Origin of the sequence: Bacillus sp. VT 712, assembly GCF_001614195.1 — a bacterium.
GTDB lineage: Bacteria > Bacillota > Bacilli > Bacillales > Bacillaceae_H > Priestia > Priestia flexa.
Genome location: NZ_LWBK01000026.1, coordinates 1 through 16,833, shown reverse-complemented (window position 1 = coordinate 16,833; position 16,833 = coordinate 1). Strand labels below are relative to the sequence as shown.

Annotated in this window: 15 protein-coding genes and 1 pseudogene; 1 reads left to right on the top strand and 15 read right to left on the bottom strand. The window is 37.8% G+C overall.

Annotated elements, in window-relative coordinates; genetic code table 11:
• The 14 genes from A2U94_RS13400 to A2U94_RS13335 all read right to left on the bottom strand — a co-directional run bounded on the left by A2U94_RS13400 (position 1) and on the right by A2U94_RS13335 (position 15,503).
• A complete protein-coding gene (locus tag A2U94_RS13400) occupies positions 1 to 801 on the bottom strand; it encodes an ABC transporter permease (RefSeq protein WP_025910584.1) in 801 nt (266 codons plus the stop codon).
• Positions 791 to 1,900, bottom strand: coding sequence for an ABC transporter ATP-binding protein (locus tag A2U94_RS13395; RefSeq protein ID WP_025910582.1), 1,110 nt, complete (start codon positions 1,898 to 1,900; stop codon positions 791 to 793). Before A2U94_RS13395 ends, A2U94_RS13400 begins: the two co-directional genes overlap by 11 nt.
• Before the next feature lie 26 nt (positions 1,901 to 1,926).
• On the bottom strand, positions 1,927 to 2,469 hold the full coding sequence (locus A2U94_RS13390; protein WP_025910581.1) for a helix-turn-helix domain-containing protein: 543 nt from the start codon (positions 2,467 to 2,469) through the stop codon (positions 1,927 to 1,929).
• 193 nt (positions 2,470 to 2,662) lie between these two features.
• A complete protein-coding gene (gene budA / locus A2U94_RS13385) occupies positions 2,663 to 3,364 on the bottom strand; it encodes an acetolactate decarboxylase (RefSeq protein WP_025910579.1) in 702 nt (233 codons plus the stop codon).
• A 77-nt stretch (positions 3,365 to 3,441) separates the two neighbouring features.
• On the bottom strand, positions 3,442 to 3,984 hold the full coding sequence (locus A2U94_RS13380; RefSeq protein WP_025910577.1) for a GNAT family N-acetyltransferase: 543 nt from the start codon (positions 3,982 to 3,984) through the stop codon (positions 3,442 to 3,444).
• 76 nt (positions 3,985 to 4,060) lie between these two features.
• Positions 4,061 to 5,203, bottom strand: a complete 1,143-nt coding sequence (locus A2U94_RS13375; RefSeq protein ID WP_025910575.1) for a mannitol-1-phosphate 5-dehydrogenase — start codon at positions 5,201 to 5,203, stop codon at positions 4,061 to 4,063.
• 5 nt (positions 5,204 to 5,208) lie between these two features.
• Positions 5,209 to 7,296 (bottom strand): BglG family transcription antiterminator, encoded by a 2,088-nt coding sequence (locus A2U94_RS13370; protein ID WP_035321019.1) that lies wholly within the window; start codon positions 7,294 to 7,296, stop codon positions 5,209 to 5,211.
• Positions 7,297 to 7,384: 88 nt separating this feature from the next.
• The gene (locus A2U94_RS13365) at positions 7,385 to 9,280 is read right to left on the bottom strand and encodes a PTS mannitol transporter subunit IICBA (protein WP_025910573.1); all 1,896 of its coding nucleotides are present in this window, start codon (positions 9,278 to 9,280) and stop codon (positions 7,385 to 7,387) included.
• 177 nt (positions 9,281 to 9,457) lie between these two features.
• Positions 9,458 to 10,075, bottom strand: coding sequence for an HAD family hydrolase (locus tag A2U94_RS13360; RefSeq protein WP_025910571.1), 618 nt, complete (start codon positions 10,073 to 10,075; stop codon positions 9,458 to 9,460).
• A gap of 163 nt (positions 10,076 to 10,238) precedes the next feature.
• A complete protein-coding gene (locus tag A2U94_RS13355; RefSeq protein ID WP_035321018.1) occupies positions 10,239 to 10,937 on the bottom strand; it encodes a LutC/YkgG family protein in 699 nt (232 codons plus the stop codon).
• Positions 10,937 to 12,361, bottom strand: a complete 1,425-nt coding sequence (locus A2U94_RS13350; RefSeq protein ID WP_025910568.1) for a LutB/LldF family L-lactate oxidation iron-sulfur protein — start codon at positions 12,359 to 12,361, stop codon at positions 10,937 to 10,939. The genes A2U94_RS13355 and A2U94_RS13350 overlap by 1 nt, the downstream gene beginning before the upstream one ends.
• A 17-nt stretch (positions 12,362 to 12,378) precedes the next feature.
• A complete protein-coding gene (locus A2U94_RS13345) occupies positions 12,379 to 13,095 on the bottom strand; it encodes a (Fe-S)-binding protein (protein ID WP_025910567.1) in 717 nt (238 codons plus the stop codon).
• A gap of 41 nt (positions 13,096 to 13,136) precedes the next feature.
• Positions 13,137 to 13,844, bottom strand: coding sequence for a FadR/GntR family transcriptional regulator (locus A2U94_RS13340; RefSeq protein WP_025910564.1), 708 nt, complete (start codon positions 13,842 to 13,844; stop codon positions 13,137 to 13,139).
• Positions 13,845 to 13,922: 78 nt separating this feature from the next.
• On the bottom strand, positions 13,923 to 15,503 hold the full coding sequence (locus tag A2U94_RS13335) for an L-lactate permease (RefSeq protein WP_025910563.1): 1,581 nt from the start codon (positions 15,501 to 15,503) through the stop codon (positions 13,923 to 13,925).
• A 483-nt stretch (positions 15,504 to 15,986) separates the two neighbouring features.
• Between A2U94_RS13335 and A2U94_RS13330 the strand changes: the two genes are divergently transcribed.
• Positions 15,987 to 16,568 carry a TetR/AcrR family transcriptional regulator gene (locus tag A2U94_RS13330; protein ID WP_025910562.1) on the top strand — a complete coding sequence of 194 codons (582 nt, stop codon included), beginning with the start codon at positions 15,987 to 15,989 and terminating at the stop codon, positions 16,566 to 16,568.
• Positions 16,569 to 16,622: 54 nt separating this feature from the next.
• Here the strand turns inward: A2U94_RS13330 and A2U94_RS21580 are convergent.
• Positions 16,623 to 16,833 (bottom strand): annotated as a pseudogene (locus A2U94_RS21580) (IS701-like element ISPlan1 family transposase); the annotation flags it as partial.

Sequence of the window (16,833 nt, the reverse complement as noted above, 5' to 3'; positions counted from 1 at the left end):
TTATAGTCCTCTCTTTCTAGTTCCAGTTGCAATCATCATAATTGCCATCGCAATAATTAAGAAGACCGCAATCGTCGCTCCCATTCCCCAGTCTTGTGTTACTAAGAAATGCTGCTCAATTGCAGTACCAAGCGTAATCACTCGGTTCCCGGCAATTAGACGAGTAATCATGAAGAGTGATAGCGCAGGAATAAAGACCGCTTGGCACCCTGACTTCACGCCATTTAATGTGAGTGGGAATATAACTCGACGGAATGTTGTCCATGAAGAAGCCCCTAGATCACGCGATGCATATATTAAAGAAGGGTTCAGTTCTTCTAGCGAGTTGAAAATTGGTAAAATCATAAATGGAATAAAGATATAAACAGATACAAAAACAAAACTAAAATCAGTAAATAATATTTGATGAGTGCCAAATCCTAAAAACTCACTAAAGCTGTTAATTGTTCCATACGTACCGAAAATCCCTAAAAACGCATATGCTTTTAGCAGTAAGTTAATCCAAGTTGGTAAAATAATCAACAACAGCCATAGTTGCTTATGTCTTGTTTTAGTTAACAAGTACGCTGTAGGATAAGCAATTAATAATGAAAATAGCGTAATTAAAAAAGCATACCAAAACGAGCTGAGTGTCATTTTTAAATAAACAGGTGTAAAAAACTTTTCGTAATTGGCTAAAGTGAACTCATTGTGAATATCAAAGAACGAATAGTAAAGAACTAAGGCAATCGGTGCAATAACAAACAAAGCTATAAAAAGCAGATACGGTACTAAATAAATATTACGTGACTTAGTTTGCATGAGTCTCGTCACCATATGCTTCTAGCCTCTTATCAAACTCTTCCTCTGTTTCACCAAAGCGCATAACGTGAATTGCTTCAGGTTCAAAGTAAAGACCAATTTCTTCGTCTACTGTTGCCTTTTTTGTTGAATGCACAAGCCACTCGTTTCCATCCTTATCGTATCCACAAATTTCATAATGAACCCCTCTAAACAGCTGAGAGTCAACCTTCACTTGAATTTTACCTTTTTCTGGATCCGTAATTTCTAAGTCTTCCGGACGAATGACAATCTCTATTTTTTCATTTGGGTCGAAGCCTTTATCGACGCATTCAAAACGTTCACCCGCAAACTCTACAACAAAGTCCTCAACCATACTTCCTGGAATAATATTTGACTCCCCAATGAAATCTGCTACAAAGCGATTAATTGGTTCATCATAAATATCTGTTGGTGCACCACTTTGCTGAATATGTCCTTTGTTTAATACAAAGATTTCATCAGACATCGCTAGTGCTTCTTCTTGGTCATGCGTAACAAAAATAAATGTGATACCTAATCGGCGCTGAAGTTCTCTTAGTTCATACTGCATTTCCGTACGCAGTTTTAAATCCAGTGCCGATAGCGGTTCATCAAGTAAAATGACCTCCGGTTGGTTTACAATTGCTCGAGCAATTGCCACGCGCTGGCGTTGCCCTCCAGACATCTCTTTAATTTCACGATTTTCATATCCTTCTAAATTAACGAATCGAAGTGCTTCACTCACTCGCTTTTTGACTTCTGTATTCTTTACTTTTTTTATTCGTAATCCAAATGCAATGTTTTCAAATACATTAAGGTGCGGAAACAATGCATAATCCTGAAACACAGTATTTACTTGACGTTTGTTAGCCGGCACGGAATTAATTTTCTTACCGTTGAAATAGATATCTCCGCTTGAAGCCTCTGTAAACCCTGCAATTAAGCGTAAGATAGTCGTTTTACCACACCCTGATGGACCTAGTAGCGTATAAAACTTTCCTCTTTCAATTTCAAAGCTTACATTATCAAGCACTATTGAATCGTTGTCGTATTGCTTTGTTACATTTTCAAAGCGAATAATCGCTTGATTATCGTTCATTTCAATCGTCTCTCCTCTTAATCTCTTTATAAATATGATTCTGTCGCTACTACAATAAGCTCGGTGACGCCGTCATAGGCATTGAACATTTTATGCTCTTCAGCAGCTTGGAAGTAAATCGTTTCTCCTTCTTTCGCTTCATACGTTCGCTGACCAATTTGAACAATAACAGCTCCTTTTAGCACATAGCCAAAGGTTTCAGATAAGGAAGGCTCAAATTCTTTAAATTCACCTTTTTTTTCTAAAATTAAGCGAATAGGTTCCATTTCTTTTTCATTCGATTCATGAACTAACCATTCAATGTGATAGCCTTTTTCTTCATCACAATAATTGGTGTAGTCTTCTTTTTTATATACAACTTTCTGCACCGTTGTATCTTGATCAAAAAACTCGTTTGGTTGGCAGCCCAACACTTCTAAAATACTAAAAAACGTTTCAAGAGAAGGAGAACTTAAATCTCGCTCTAACTGTGAAATATAACCTTTGCTAAGGTCAGTCCGTTCTCCAAGCTCTTCTTGCGTTAATCCTTTTTTTAAACGTAAGTTTTTAATCTTCTTACCTATCTCCATTTATTTAAACCTCAACATGTTTAAAATAAGTAAACTTCCAGTAAATAAAGTTTTGTAACACTTAACTTAAAGTTTACTTTCAACTCGTATTATTATACATGTTTTAAAGCTGAGCACAAGGAGTTTTTTGCAATTATGGCACTTAAAAATTTCCATTTACTTGGATTAAAAAAAGCATCGCTTAAACGATGCTTTATTCCACTTCTTCAATTTCCTCTCTTATATTTTCTTTGTCTAAATTAGCATTACGAAAACGCTGAGTATCATCTAAGTCCAATTCCAAAAACGTTTTTTCTTCTAAGATTACCTTTACATCTTGAACTGTTACATCTAAAACATGACCACCTGCCGTTTTATGTTCATCAATAAAATGGAAGTGGTATCCTGGAATTCCTACACCTGCTACATAATTTGGCGTAAAAAAACCTACCATTGTTCCTTTTACATCTTCCAGTTCAAAAACAGGTTGGCTTTCAGCGACTTCCGTCATTGGTGGATATGGCTTTCTTTGTTTCGCTACCGTTCTTGTTTTTACTTGTTTAAAAACTCCTTCTATCTTAATTGCATAAAAGACGTTTTCACTACTCATTTGAGCTTCTAGCTGTTGCTCAAGCTCTTTCTGAGTTAACACATCATCTAAAATCATTTCTGTTTGGCCTTTAAAATACGTCATCACGGCAAATGGAAGCACGTCTTTTGCTTCTACCTCTACCGCTTTTCCTTCTCTTAAATGATAAAAACCCCCATCTACCGCTAGCATTTCACCATCTAACGCCTGAAATGTTCCCAGGCCAAAATCTCCTTTTTGAGAAAGCTCTTCTTTTGTCATTGTTCCATCATAAACACCTTCTAGCAATGCTACCATCGTAGATTTTTGATAAATAATAGAGCTCATCGATTTTTTCTCCTTTCCCTACGGATACTTATTGATATAGAAAGTATTCCCTCTGAAGAGAAGTCGAAACGAATGATTCAGCTAAAAAAGCGGCTCATAATAAGTGTGTTGTAATAATGACCATCAGATAGACGCTTATGCTTCTTTAAAATTCCTTCTATTTCAAACTCATACTTTTTGTAAACATATATAGCACTTTTATTCGTTTCAATGACCTTTAACGTCATCTTAACAAGACCTTGATGATGAGCCCAAAGAATCGATTGACTTAGTAATGCCTGACCTATTTTTAATCCCCAAAACTCTTTTATGACACCTGCTCCAAATTCGACTTGATGTTTGATACGCTTCAGATGACTGCCTTCACACCTAGAAAAACCAACAAGGTTCCCTTCTACTTCCGCGACGAGAAATAAATGGTTGGGTATAGACGTGTCCAGCAAAATTAACTCCTTAAATTCCCCTTCATCAATCAGGTCTTCTCCTTGTACACGATCGAAATGTTCTGTTTCACCATCAATTTGTAACCGCAATTCAGCAAGTGCAGGTGCATCACTGACTTTAGCAGGTCGAACAGTATACTCCGTTCCGTTAACTTGAAATATTTTTGGTTTTATCATGGATCCTCTCTCCCCTTTTACTCCATTAGAAAACGAGCCTCTTTTTATTATAAGGCTCGTTTTGGAAAAGATATTTTTATTTCTGTAATTGAGAGTAGTGCTTAATTATTTCTTGAGTTAAATCATCGTTTTCATGTAAGTCGCTCACTTTACTTAGCACATACAAAATACCGTGTTCTTCAAGCATTGTCTGTAGCTGAACAGCTTCTTCATCTTCTGAAGGATTAAACAGCAATGCTGCAGCGATTGCCTTTGCTAAGTTTGCATATGGCAAACCTGCTTGTTTTGCTTCTACAGCTGGACGAACTAATCGATCTTGAGAGCCTAGCTTACGAATAGGTGAACGCCCTACACGATTAACAGAGTCGTTTAAATAAGCATTTTTGAAGCGCTCAATAATCTTCTTAATGTATGCCTCATGTTCACCTTGATCAAGACCATACCTTTGAACAAGATACGCACCTGTTTCTTTCAACGTCTTTTGTACCTGTTCATAAATCTCAGCATCCTCTAATGTCTGATGAATTGTTTCTTTTCCTTGCAAGTACCCTAAGTAGGCAATTACGGCGTGTCCTGTATTAACCGTAAAAAGCTTACGTTCGATAAATGGCGCTAAGTCCGGAACAATTTTCATTCCTTCAACTGTTGGAATATCTTCTGTTGTCTCTACTACCCACTCATAATATGGCTCAACCAATACATCAATAGAGTCTGGATTCGATTGAATTGGTACAATACGATCGACTGCTGAGTTAAAGAATGATACTTTTTTAGAAAGCTCTTCTTTTGTTTCTTCATCTAGGTTTTCTAGAATATAACCTTTTAGTAATTCCGTTGCCGAGATTTGATTTTCACATGCAATAACGTACACTTTCTCATCGTTTTCCTTGACGCGAGCTGCTAAGCCTTTTGCAATCAACGGCGCAATACGAGGTAAAATTGTTGGTCCGATAGCTGTTGTGATATAGGTAGCTGTTTTTAAAGCGTCCAATACTTCTTCCTCTTGCGTCATATTATTTAAGCCAGACACATTATTCACTTCAATCACTTCGGCATTTTCTGCTGCGGTTTTCACATGGTACCCTTTACCTTCATTGAGTTTATCAATAACTGTTTGCGCAATATCAACAAACGTAACGTGGTATCCCGACTGAGCAAATAGTGAACCGATAAACCCTCTTCCAATATTACCTGCGCCAAAATGTACAACTGTTTTCACACTTATCATTCCTTTATTAAATTATTTTGTAAGTATTCATAAAATGTATCTTCCAGTTTTTTTCGAATCATCTCTTCATTAGACGAAGAAAAAATCATCATCGCTTCTTTATCTTCAATCAAGTTTGTACTAATTAAGCTTAAAATCTCTTGCTCGCGGATGGTAAGATTTTCTGGCGCCAACATCAGCAGTAGGTTTCGGACTTCCATCATCTTTCCATCCATTCCTTTTACCTGACACGGATAGTGTAAATGAGAGATTTGAAACAATAGTTTTCCTACTCCTTCATGACGACAGTGAAAAAGAGCCATGCTTGTTTCTGGAATACCAAGTCCCCCTTTTTCTTCTCTTTCCTTGAGTTTTTGGACAATAGCTTCTTTATTTGAAACCAAAGCTTCGCGTTCAGCAGCCGCAACCATACGAGCAATGATTCGTTCATGGTCTATCTCCGAACTTTCTCGGTAAATTCTTAGATTGTCAAAAATTGAATCAATACTTGTATACACTTCTTTTATTTCTTTCATTATTTGTTGAAAAGGCGGCCTACTAGCTGGAATTGAAGTAGCGGTTATATTGCTTTTTGCTGAATATCGGTTCTTTTGTGTTAACTCCTCCACATTTTTTTGAAGAAAGGTCCGAATAGAATTAATGTCTTCATCGCTAAGCAGCGGATTAACTAAGATGTATTCACATGCTAAAAATGGTAAACGAACGGTTGAAATAATAAGATCGTACCTCTCTGTATTCGTTTCATGAATCTCTTTAATTGATTTCACATCAACAGAATCAATTTCAATAAATTCTTTTTTTATCCGACTCGCTAGCATCTTAGATGTACCAATGCCTGTTGGACATACAACTAAAGCTTTAATTACCACATTTTCCTCTCGCACAACTAAAGCAGAACCAAAGTGGAGAACCACATATGCAATTTCATCATCTGAAAAAGATAACTCTTTAAACTCTTTTTCCATGCTGTTTCTTACTGCCATAAACAGCAGCGGATACTTCTTTTTTATCTCTTCTGTTAACGGATTGAATGCTTCTAGGTGCTGTTGAATGCGAAATATAGATGGTTCCATATGTGCCAACAAGCCTTGAAATAGTGAAAAGTCGTTTGTTAAATCAATGTGTAGCTGAGTAGAAACATCTTGAATAACTCGCTTAATAATGCGTCCTAAAACTAGACTATCGTAATCCACTGAGTTGGCTACTTGAAACTTTGATGCTCGCAATACAACAGCTAAGAATGTAATATCATTGGGGTTAATGCTGAGAGAAAACTGTGCTTCGAGCTCTTGACACACACTTTTGATTAATTTGTACTCATTTGACGCTTCATTAATTAACATCGATTCTTCTAACTGAAAGCCCTTCTCAGACCTTTGTAGCATGATGCATATATGAATCATTAACCCCATATAATCGCTATCCGCTAACCTAGAATGACCTTTATTTATTTTCAAATTAACAATGCGATCTACCTCTGCCAAATAAGCAGTATTAAAATAATATAAAGCCTTTTCCTGCTTTGACTGATTATTTTCAAGTAAAAAAAGCTGTTCGATTAGCTCTTCTCCAAAATAAACAAGAAAGTAATTAGCAAGCGCTTTTCGTTTATTGATTTCAGTTGAAACGACCTCTAGCCCTACTCCTCTTCTTCGAACAAGGGTTATACTGTAATGTTCAAGCCAATCTGTTAATTCATCCAAGTACGAGGTTAAGGTAGTGATGCTAACACCTAAGTCTTTAGCTAGCGTTTGGAGCTTAAAAGATGCTTCTTCCAATAGCTTAATAACCAATAGTAGCTTACGTTCTTTCGGAGACTGATCGGTAGGTTGAACTTTCATAAGTTCTTGGATCAACTTGAAAATCTGTTCATCCTTACCGCTAATTATTAGTCCTTCATCTTGTGTACGAACTAATTGCAAATTAAATTGCTTCAGTAAGGATTCAATTGCTTTCAAATCCCGATGTACTGTTCTAACACTTACCTTCAAAAAACTAGCAATGGATAAAGCCGTATGTTTTTCTGACGTTTTAATGATTAACTCAATAATGGTCTTTTCCCTGGACGTAATAAACACATGCATCAACTCATTTCTTATCTAAAGAAATCAACGCCTTTCAAAAAGAACGAATAGAAAGGCACTTCACATGCCTTTCTACTCTTTTACTTCTTTAGTTCAGCTCACCTTGAATAATTGCTTTAAGTTCTTTAGCTGATTTAGCTTGAACCATTTTTTCAATGTTATCCATGTCAGAACATGTTACTGCGATACCTGATAGAATTTCGAGGTGCGTACCATCTTTACCAGCAATACCAAAGATTAAACGTACTTTTTCACCATCAAAATCAACGCCATTTGGAACTTGTAGCACAGTGAATCCCGATTTTAATACGTTCTTTTTCGCTTCTTCTGTACCGTGTGGAATAGCAACATCATTTCCCATATACGTAGACGTCATATTGTCACGCTCAATCATGGCTTCAATGTAGCTTTCTTCCACATAACCACCTTTTACAAGCACTTCCCCTGCAAATCGAATCGCTTCTTCTTTGTTGTTAAACTCTTGATTAAGGAAGATATTCTCTTCGCGCAGTAAGCTATCATCTTCTTGACTTGATTCCACTACTTCCTCCACTTCAGGAGCTCGCCCTTCCGCTGAAGAATCATCTTTAAGCTTATTAATAAGCTTGTCATATTCAGGGCTAGATAAGAAATTATCTACTGAAATATGATATGCTTCTGGAATTTTATTTTGAGCACGCGGAGTAAGCTCTTCTTGTGTAATAACAATTTGAGCATCACTCGGAATATTGCTGATTGCTGTATTTGTAACAAAGATATCTAAACCGGCTTCTTTTACTTTTTTACGAAGTAATGATGCTCCCATTGCACTTGATCCCATTCCAGCGTCACAAGCGAATACAATCTTGTTAACACCTTGTGGTAAAGCTGATTTATTTGTCACAATTGAACCAGCAACCGAACTCTTTTTACCTTTCATCTCTTGCATCTTGCGCGTTGCCTCATCTAAATCTTCTGTTTGCTTACCTGTTTTTAGGATAAACGCTGAAACAATAAACGATACGACTGTCGCTACCAGAACCCCTGCGATGTTTGCGATGTAGCTTCCTGCATTACCTGGCGTTGCAGCTAAAATAGCTAAGATACTACCCGGAGATGCAACTGCTTGAAGACCTCCACCTAGCAGTACAAGCGTGAATACACCGCTCATACCTCCTAAAATTGTCGCAATAATAAGCATTGGACGCATTAACACATACGGGAAGTAAATTTCGTGAATACCTCCAATAAAGTGAATAACTGCTGCACCTGGAGCAGACTGCTTCGCTGTTCCACGCCCAAAGAACCAATAAGCTAACAGTACGCCTAGACCAGGGCCTGGATTTGCTTCAAGAAGTAGCAAGACAGACTGGCCAGTAGTACGAATTTGCTCTGCACCAATTGGCGATAAGATTCCATGATTAATTGCATTATTTAAGAATAGAATTTTTGCTGGTTCAATTAAAATGCTTGTTAGTGGAAGTAATCCAGCACCTACTAACCAATCTACACCAACAATTAGCGCTTGGGTAAACGCATCTACTGCAGGACTAATACCTAAGAAAGCTAAAATGGCTAATACGCCACCTAAAATACCTGCCGAAAAATTGTTTACAAGCATTTCAAAGCCTGTTTTAATTTTACCGTCAATTAACTGATCAAATTTCTTAATAACATACCCACCAAGTGGACCCACAATCATCGCTCCAAGGAACATTGGAATATCTGCTCCAACAATAACTCCCATTGTAGCAATGGCACCAACAACTGCACCGCGCTGGTCATGAACAAGCTTACCACCAGTATAACCAATCAAAAGGGGCAATAAGTACGTAACCATTGGTCCAACAAGCTTAGCAAGCTCTTCATTTGGAAAAAAGCCTTTCTCAATAAATAGTGCCGTAATTAGACCCCAGGCAATAAATGCCCCGATATTTGGCATTACCATTGAGCTTAAAAAGTTACCAAACTTTTGAACGCCTACTTTTATATTTGATTGAGCCATGTGCTCTCTTCCTTTCTATATCATAATTACACTTATAATGTTAGGATATGAACCGCTTACATTCAATGAAGAAGAAAGCTAACTTTGTCACATCCTCTCAAGACAAAGGTATATTTATGTATATAGACTGTGAAACGGCGCGCATTGGCATACATATATCTTAAACCCAAAGAGCTGCTAAAACAGTTCTTTTAGCTCTTGAAACGTACCAATTGTATAATCAGGCGCTTCAACTTCGCCAAATCCATACGATGCGTAGACAAATGGAATACCCGCATACTGAGCTGCTTGAAAATCTCCTTGTGTGTCTCCTACATACACAGGACTTTTTAATTTATTACGCTTCATGATGAGCTTAATGTTCTCACCTTTTGATAAACCTGTGCGCCCAGGATTTTCAAAGTCAATAAAATGTGCATCTAGCTTATGATAGTTATAAAAAGCTTCAATATAGCCTGCTTGGCAATTGCTCACAATATACAATTTATATTTTTTAGAGAGCTCTTTTAGCGTTTCTTCTACTTGTGGATACAGATTACCACCGTGTTTTTCCAAATAAGTATTCTCTACTTCACAACACTCCGCTAGAATCTGTTTTTGCTTTTGTTCATCTAATTCTGGGAATAGTTTTTGAGCAATTTCTTGAAATGGAAGACCCATGGTTTGTTCAAAGGCTCTTTCTGTTACTTCTCTTTCAACATAATTGCTCTTCTTAATGACTTCGTTCCAAGCGATAGCTACTGTTCCAATTGAATTCCAGAGCGTTCCGTCTAAGTCAAAGATTATACTATCCATCTAGTCACCCCCTTTAGTTCGTCTTACCGTCATTATAAACATAAAGAAGCTTCCCTTTTCAATTATCAAGGGAAGCTTTACCAAAATCTATAGCACACTAGTATAAAACCTTACCTAAAAAACAGCCTTTTCATAACTATTAGACGGAAATTCCCACTAGAAGTTAGTCGACTACAATATAAGTTGCTTTGACAGGACCGTGTACACCAACAATCAGGTTCATCTCAATATCAGCACTATTGCTTGGTCCAGTAATAAAGCTCACATAAGAAGGCACGTCTTCACCTTGGGTCTGCATTTTATGAATAAGCGTAGCTGCTTGGGTCATTCGAGGTACCAGCGTACTCTTGGGAATAATCGCAACAAACGTTTTCGGTAGCAAACTAATTGATCTGCCGTGATCTTTATTATGAAAGAGCGTTACCGTTCCTGACTCTGCAAGCGTGACATCGCTAAACACCAGACCTACGTCAGCTACTTCTGCAATTTGTTGATTTACCTTACCCTTCTCAGCCTCCCAAATATGGACATGAAGATCTTCAGCATTTCTATCAAAAAAGTCCATTAACCCGTATTCCTCATGTCGCAAGTCGTTTGAAGTAATCAACGACTTCCCATTATAGCCTTTAATTGTTTCCGCAAGAACGCCAAGCAACCCTTCACGGCCTGTTCGCTTAAACGTTGTGTGAATAACTTTACAATGCTCTTGTAAAATATCGACAAGCTCATCCTGTGTCTTATCTTTAAATACGTCATGCTGTGGTGTAACGCTCCAGTCTGGACGCTGTACACCTTCGACTCTTCTTTCTCTACCTAAAGTAGTAGCTAATTTATCTAAAAAAGCCTCTCTATTCTGTATCATTATGACTCCCCCTCCTTCTGTCGTTGCTTAAACCAAGCACGGAACGACTGACCTTCAGGAGCATAGAAATTACGTACACTCGTCCAATCTTTCAATGGGCCCGGTCCATTTTCAATCATGCCCTCTTTTGTCCATGGTCTAAGAGCAGGCTTAGCGAGATTTGCACTTAAGTTATAAAGAGATGGGTTTGCTGACCACTTCGCAAATCCCTTCATCATGAGCTTTTCAGCCATAGGTGCTTTATTTTCTCGTTCCACAATGATTTGACGATGGCGAACCAAATGCTCGTGCAGTGGGATTTTAACAGGACATGCCTCTGAGCACGCTGCACATAGCGTCGATGCATATGGAAGCTCTTTATGATCATCATAGCCTTCTAAAAGCGGCGTAATGACTGCACCAATCGGTCCTGGGTAAATTGAGTTATAAGCATGCCCTCCGATATGACGATAAACAGGGCATGCGTTAATACAGGCTGCACAGCGAATACAGTGAAGTGCTGATTGAAATTCTGTTCCTAAAATTTTCGAGCGGCCATTGTCTACAATAACTAGATGAAATTCATCTGGACCATCTACTTCTTCATCAAGCCTTGTCCCTGTAATAGCAGTGATATAGCTCGTTAGCTTTTGTCCAACCGCTGCTCGCGTTAGCAAACTAACAAGTATCTCCATCTCTTCCCAAGTTGGAACAATTCTTTCCATTCCCATTACTGTAATAACAGTGTCCGGGAGGCTTGTGACCATTTCTGCGTTTCCCTCGTTGGTAACAAGCGTGATAGCACCTGATTCTGCAATAGCAAAATTACATCCTGTAACCCCCACATCAGCCGCTAAAAAATCTTGACGAAGTTGTTCTCGCGCGAACGCTGCTAGCTCTTCCGGGGTATCTGAGCCATCATATCCTTTTTTATTAGCAAACGTTTCTCGTATTTGCCCTTTATTTTTATGAAGAGCAGGAGCTACGATGTGAGAAGGTGGATCTTCATCCAATTGTAAAATCCATTCGCCCAAATCAGATTCAACAACTTCAGCACCTACTTCTTCGAGCGCTTTATTTAAACCGATTTCTTCCGTTACCATCGATTTTGATTTAACAACTTTTTTCGCTTCCTTCTTTTTTATCACACTTTTAACATACTCATTTGCTTCTTCTGCTGTTTCTGCAAAAAAGACATTTCCTCCTCGTCTAGCTACTTGCTCGCTTAGTTGCTGCAAATAGTAGTCTAGATTCTCTAATGTATGCGTGCGAATTTCAGAACCTAGCTGTCTCCAATCTTCCCAGTTTCCCAATGCTTCTGCCTGACTCAATCGCCCATTTCGAAGTCTTCCTTGAGCGGAGGAAACAGCTTGCCTCATGAAATCATCTGCAATTCCTTTTTGAATTCGTTCTTTGTATGGAATTTCACCAATTTTGACGCTCATCTCCATTCCTCCGTTTCTTAATGAGTGTTTAAAATCTCCGTAATATGAACGACTTTAACTTCTTTTCCTTCACGACTCATGCGACCGCCAATATTCATTAAGCATCCCATATCAGCGCCCACTAAATACTCTGCTTCCGTTTCTGATACGTGGCGTGACTTTTCACTGACCATCTCTTGTGAAATAACAGAGTTTTTCACAGCAAACGTACCACCAAACCCACAGCAATCTTCTTCACAAGGTAAGTCAACTAATTCTACACCTTTTACGTTTCTCAACAGTACTTTAGGCTGTTCCTTTACTCCTAACAGTCGTTTCATATGACAGGAAGAATGAAACGTGACTTTTCCTTTAAACGAAGAATCTAAATCTGTAACGTTTAATACATCTACAAGAAATTCAGTAATCTCATAGCACTTAGCTGCAAAAGCTTCTGCTTCTTTCTCCCATTCTACATCTCCTTTGAACACAGCCGGATACTCTTTCAACATGCTAATGCATGATCCTGATGGTCCAACTATATATTCAGAATGACGAAAAGCTTTCATCATTTGCTTCATTGACTGCTTTGCTTCCTGTAAGTATCCGCTGTTATACGCTGGTTGGCCACAGCACGTTTGCTCCATAGGGTAATCAACTGTACAGCCGCATCGTTCCAGGATTTCAAGCGTATCTTTAGCGACATTGGCAAAAAGAATATCACTTAGGCATGTACTAAATAAGGAAACTTTCATACTTGCTCACCTCTCAGAAATTTGGTAAACAGCCCGTTACATCATTCAATATATGTAAAGAGACGGCTTTGAACATTTTGTAAATGCTCAAGCATCGCTTCACTCGCCTCATTCGGCTGTCTATTTTTAATAGCTTCAAAGATTCTTCGATGCTCTACTTTTAAATCTTCCACTGTATTACCTGAATATAAGAATACTTTTCTCGTTTCTTGAATCGTCTCAGAGATCAACGACGACACGCTGCTCATTAAATTAATAAGTAATTTATTATGTGTCGCATTCGCAATGGCCAAGTGGAAGTCTAAATCAGCGCTTGATGCTAACTCTTCATTCCCACTTGCATTCTCCATTACAATCAATGCTTTCTCAAGCGCTAATAGGTCCTCTTCTTCGTGCACCGCTGCTGCTTGAGCTACCGTACCTAGCTCTAAAATTTCACGAACTTTGTAAAGTTCCTTAATATCTTCAATCTTCATTAAAAAAGCAATGTTAACAGGCAACTGGAATTTAGAAGGATCGAAGTTATTTACAAATGTACCTTCTCCATGCCTCGCTACTACTAGCCCCATTGTACGTAAGCCACTTAAAGCCTCGCGAATAGTTGACGTCCCTACATCAAAGCTTTTTGCTAACTTTTCAACAGACTCTAATTTATCACCGGGCTTTAGATCTCCCGCTTTAATTAATTCAATTAGTGTTTCAGCTACTTCCTCATATGCTTTTTTTCCACGAACACGTTTATAGTTCATTTCATTCAACTCCCATCTATCTCTCTATTATATAGATTTACTTATAAGAGAATACAATGGGAACCCTGCTTTTCTTATTTAAAAAACATTTAAAAAGAGAAACCCCGCTATACCCGCTAATACTACATATACAACTGCTGTTCCTAACGTTTTGCGAATAATTTCCCCCTCTTTACCAGATAAACCAACAACAGCACTAGCAGCCACCACATTGTGAACACAAATCATATTTCCCGCTGCAGCACCAATGAGCTGAACTGCTAAAACAGTGTTTAAGTTTAAGCCAATTGCTTGGGCAACATTGTACTGAATTGGTGAAAAGGTTAATGTGGATACCGTTGCACTCCCAGTAATGAACGCCCCAAGTTTTCCAAGGAATGGCGCTACAAAAATCCAGACTGCCCCCAAAGAACTCGCTAATGATTCTGCAATATATTCTGGCATGCTATTTAAATTGTTTAGGTTCAATCCAGAATTAACAAACACCTGTACCATCGCCAGCGTTGCAATGAGTGAAATCGCTGTGATTTTCATTGTACCTAGTGACTCTTTTGATGCTTGCAAAAATGTTTTATAAGACTTTCTTTGAATAAGAAAAGCAAACACAGCTGCCAAAGTTAGAATCGTTCCTGGAGAATATAAAAACTCCCACTTAGAAACAATACCTTGTACTCCTAAAATATCCGTCCAGGTTAAGTCAATAGCAGTTAACGCAAATTGCTTAAGTCCTGGGATAACTCTAGTCAACAGCAATAAGACTACAACGATAATATACGGTGCCCATGCTGTTAAAATGCCCATTTCCGCTTTATCTTCCGCTATCTTGAAATCTTTCCTCATTACCTTTTTCCATTCTCCTTTAGGTAATAAGATTCCTCTCTTTGCTGTCAAAGTTGCTACAATTAACGTAATAAGAGAGGCTAAAATGGAGACAAATTCATGCCCAAAGAAATTAGCAATCAGAAATGCGCTTCCCGTATATACAATTCCAATGAGGAACGTCCATGGAAACATTTGCAGCGCATCTTTTATACCACTGCGACTAAATGTGGTTAATACAACCATTAAAATAAATGGAATAAAGACACCCGCCAATAAGTCTAAACTTGTGACTTGCACCGCAATTTCTTTAAAGAAATTAATATCTGCGCTTGGAATATTACTGAGTCCGACTGCTACTGGCGTCCCCACTGCTCCAAACATAACGGCTGTACTATCAGCAATTAGCGCAATGGTGGCGGCCACCAGTGGTTGAAAACCCAGAGCCAATAATAGCGGGCCTGTCACCATCGCCGGTGTCCCAAAACCAGCGGCTCCTTCAATAAGTGAGCCAAATAAAAAAGCTACAATAACTACTTGGACACGCATATCAGCTGAAATGCTTTGAAAGCCTTGATTGATTCGAACAACTCCACCCGTATTTCGAAGGGTATTCAACAATACCAATGCACCGAATAAAATCCACAAAATCGTAAATGTTTTATGTATTCCTTGAAAAATTGATGCTAAAATTACTTTCCCTTCCATCCCCCAGATAGTAAGCGCTAACAATATGACGATAATTGAACTCAATGCCATTCCTTTAGCAGCTGACATCCTTAGAACTACAAGAAACAAAAATGGCGCAATGATTGCACTTAGCGCAATGAACAATAACATATAAACCCTTCCCCCTAGTTGACTTATATTATTAAGCGCTCATATCTAATAAGGTCATCTGATGACCTTATTAATATAGTTACATAAATTTCATAAATAGACAATGGGGAATTTTGCATTTTTATCATAAAAGCAAGTTTAGCAGTAATTTTTATTCGTTTATCATTTTTTAACGAGTATCTATTTTCATTACTTCACCTTTTGAAAAGAGGTAAGAAGAATTTCCTATCCAGAAGAGTGCAACAGCTATATGAAATAAAATTAAAAACCAGGCAAATACCTCCATTCTCAACCTCCTTTATATCTATCGTAATTTTAATATATAATAAATTAACTTTTTTGTAATTTTTATGAATTTAAATAAAAAAAGAAGGAGAGTAACCTAATAATCCCTCTTTGTTGAAAAAGCATCTGCTTTTACCTAAGCAGATGCTAATTTTTTGATGAGTTTCTTCCTATTACAAAACAAACAAATCCTAAACTTTGTTCGTTGGAATAGGAGAAAGTATAAAAAAACAGGACCCACGCAATCAACGTACTAGACAGTCTATTATTGATGCCTTTTATACATTAGCGAAGCGAAAGAATTTTGAAGAAATATCAATTGGGGATATAACAGAGGAAGCAAAAATCAATCGTTCCACTTTTTATTATCATTTTGTCGATAAATATGATTTGGTCGACGCTATACAACAAGAAATTATAACAAACAAATTATTTAAGGATATTGAAGAACAAGAAGCAATTAGTGAAAAGACCATTATTCTAACACTTCAAGCCATTATCAATTCACAAACTGGTCTATCATTGCAATGTCAACGTGCCTACGATGCTTTCAAACCAAAAGTTGAGTCGGAAATAAAAAAACATCTAACCCAATCACTACAACAATTGTTAACTAAACAATACGGTCAACATCCCGATCACTTTGTTACAGCTACCTTTTGGAGCTGGGGAATATACGGAGTTGCAACAGCGTGTATTCAAAGAGAGGAAACCCTTCATACAGCAGTTCCAAAATTAATGAATATCATCAACTTTAATTCTCAAATAAATATTAACTGATAATGAGCATTTTTAGATACAAATATTTCCATTCGATTAGAAATGATAGGTACCCTATGCCACTTGGAGCTCATTTTTAATTTGCTCAAGTGACGTTCCATTTGTGGTTTCACGATACACAAACTCAATGATACTGCCGATTTTTTGTTTTCTTATGCACTGAATGGCTAGGTTAAAGGCAGCCTTTCTAAGGTACATCGCAAAAACATAGGTGAACTGGACAATGGTCCAAAAACGCTTAATCGCTCGTTCACTCCGGACTTGA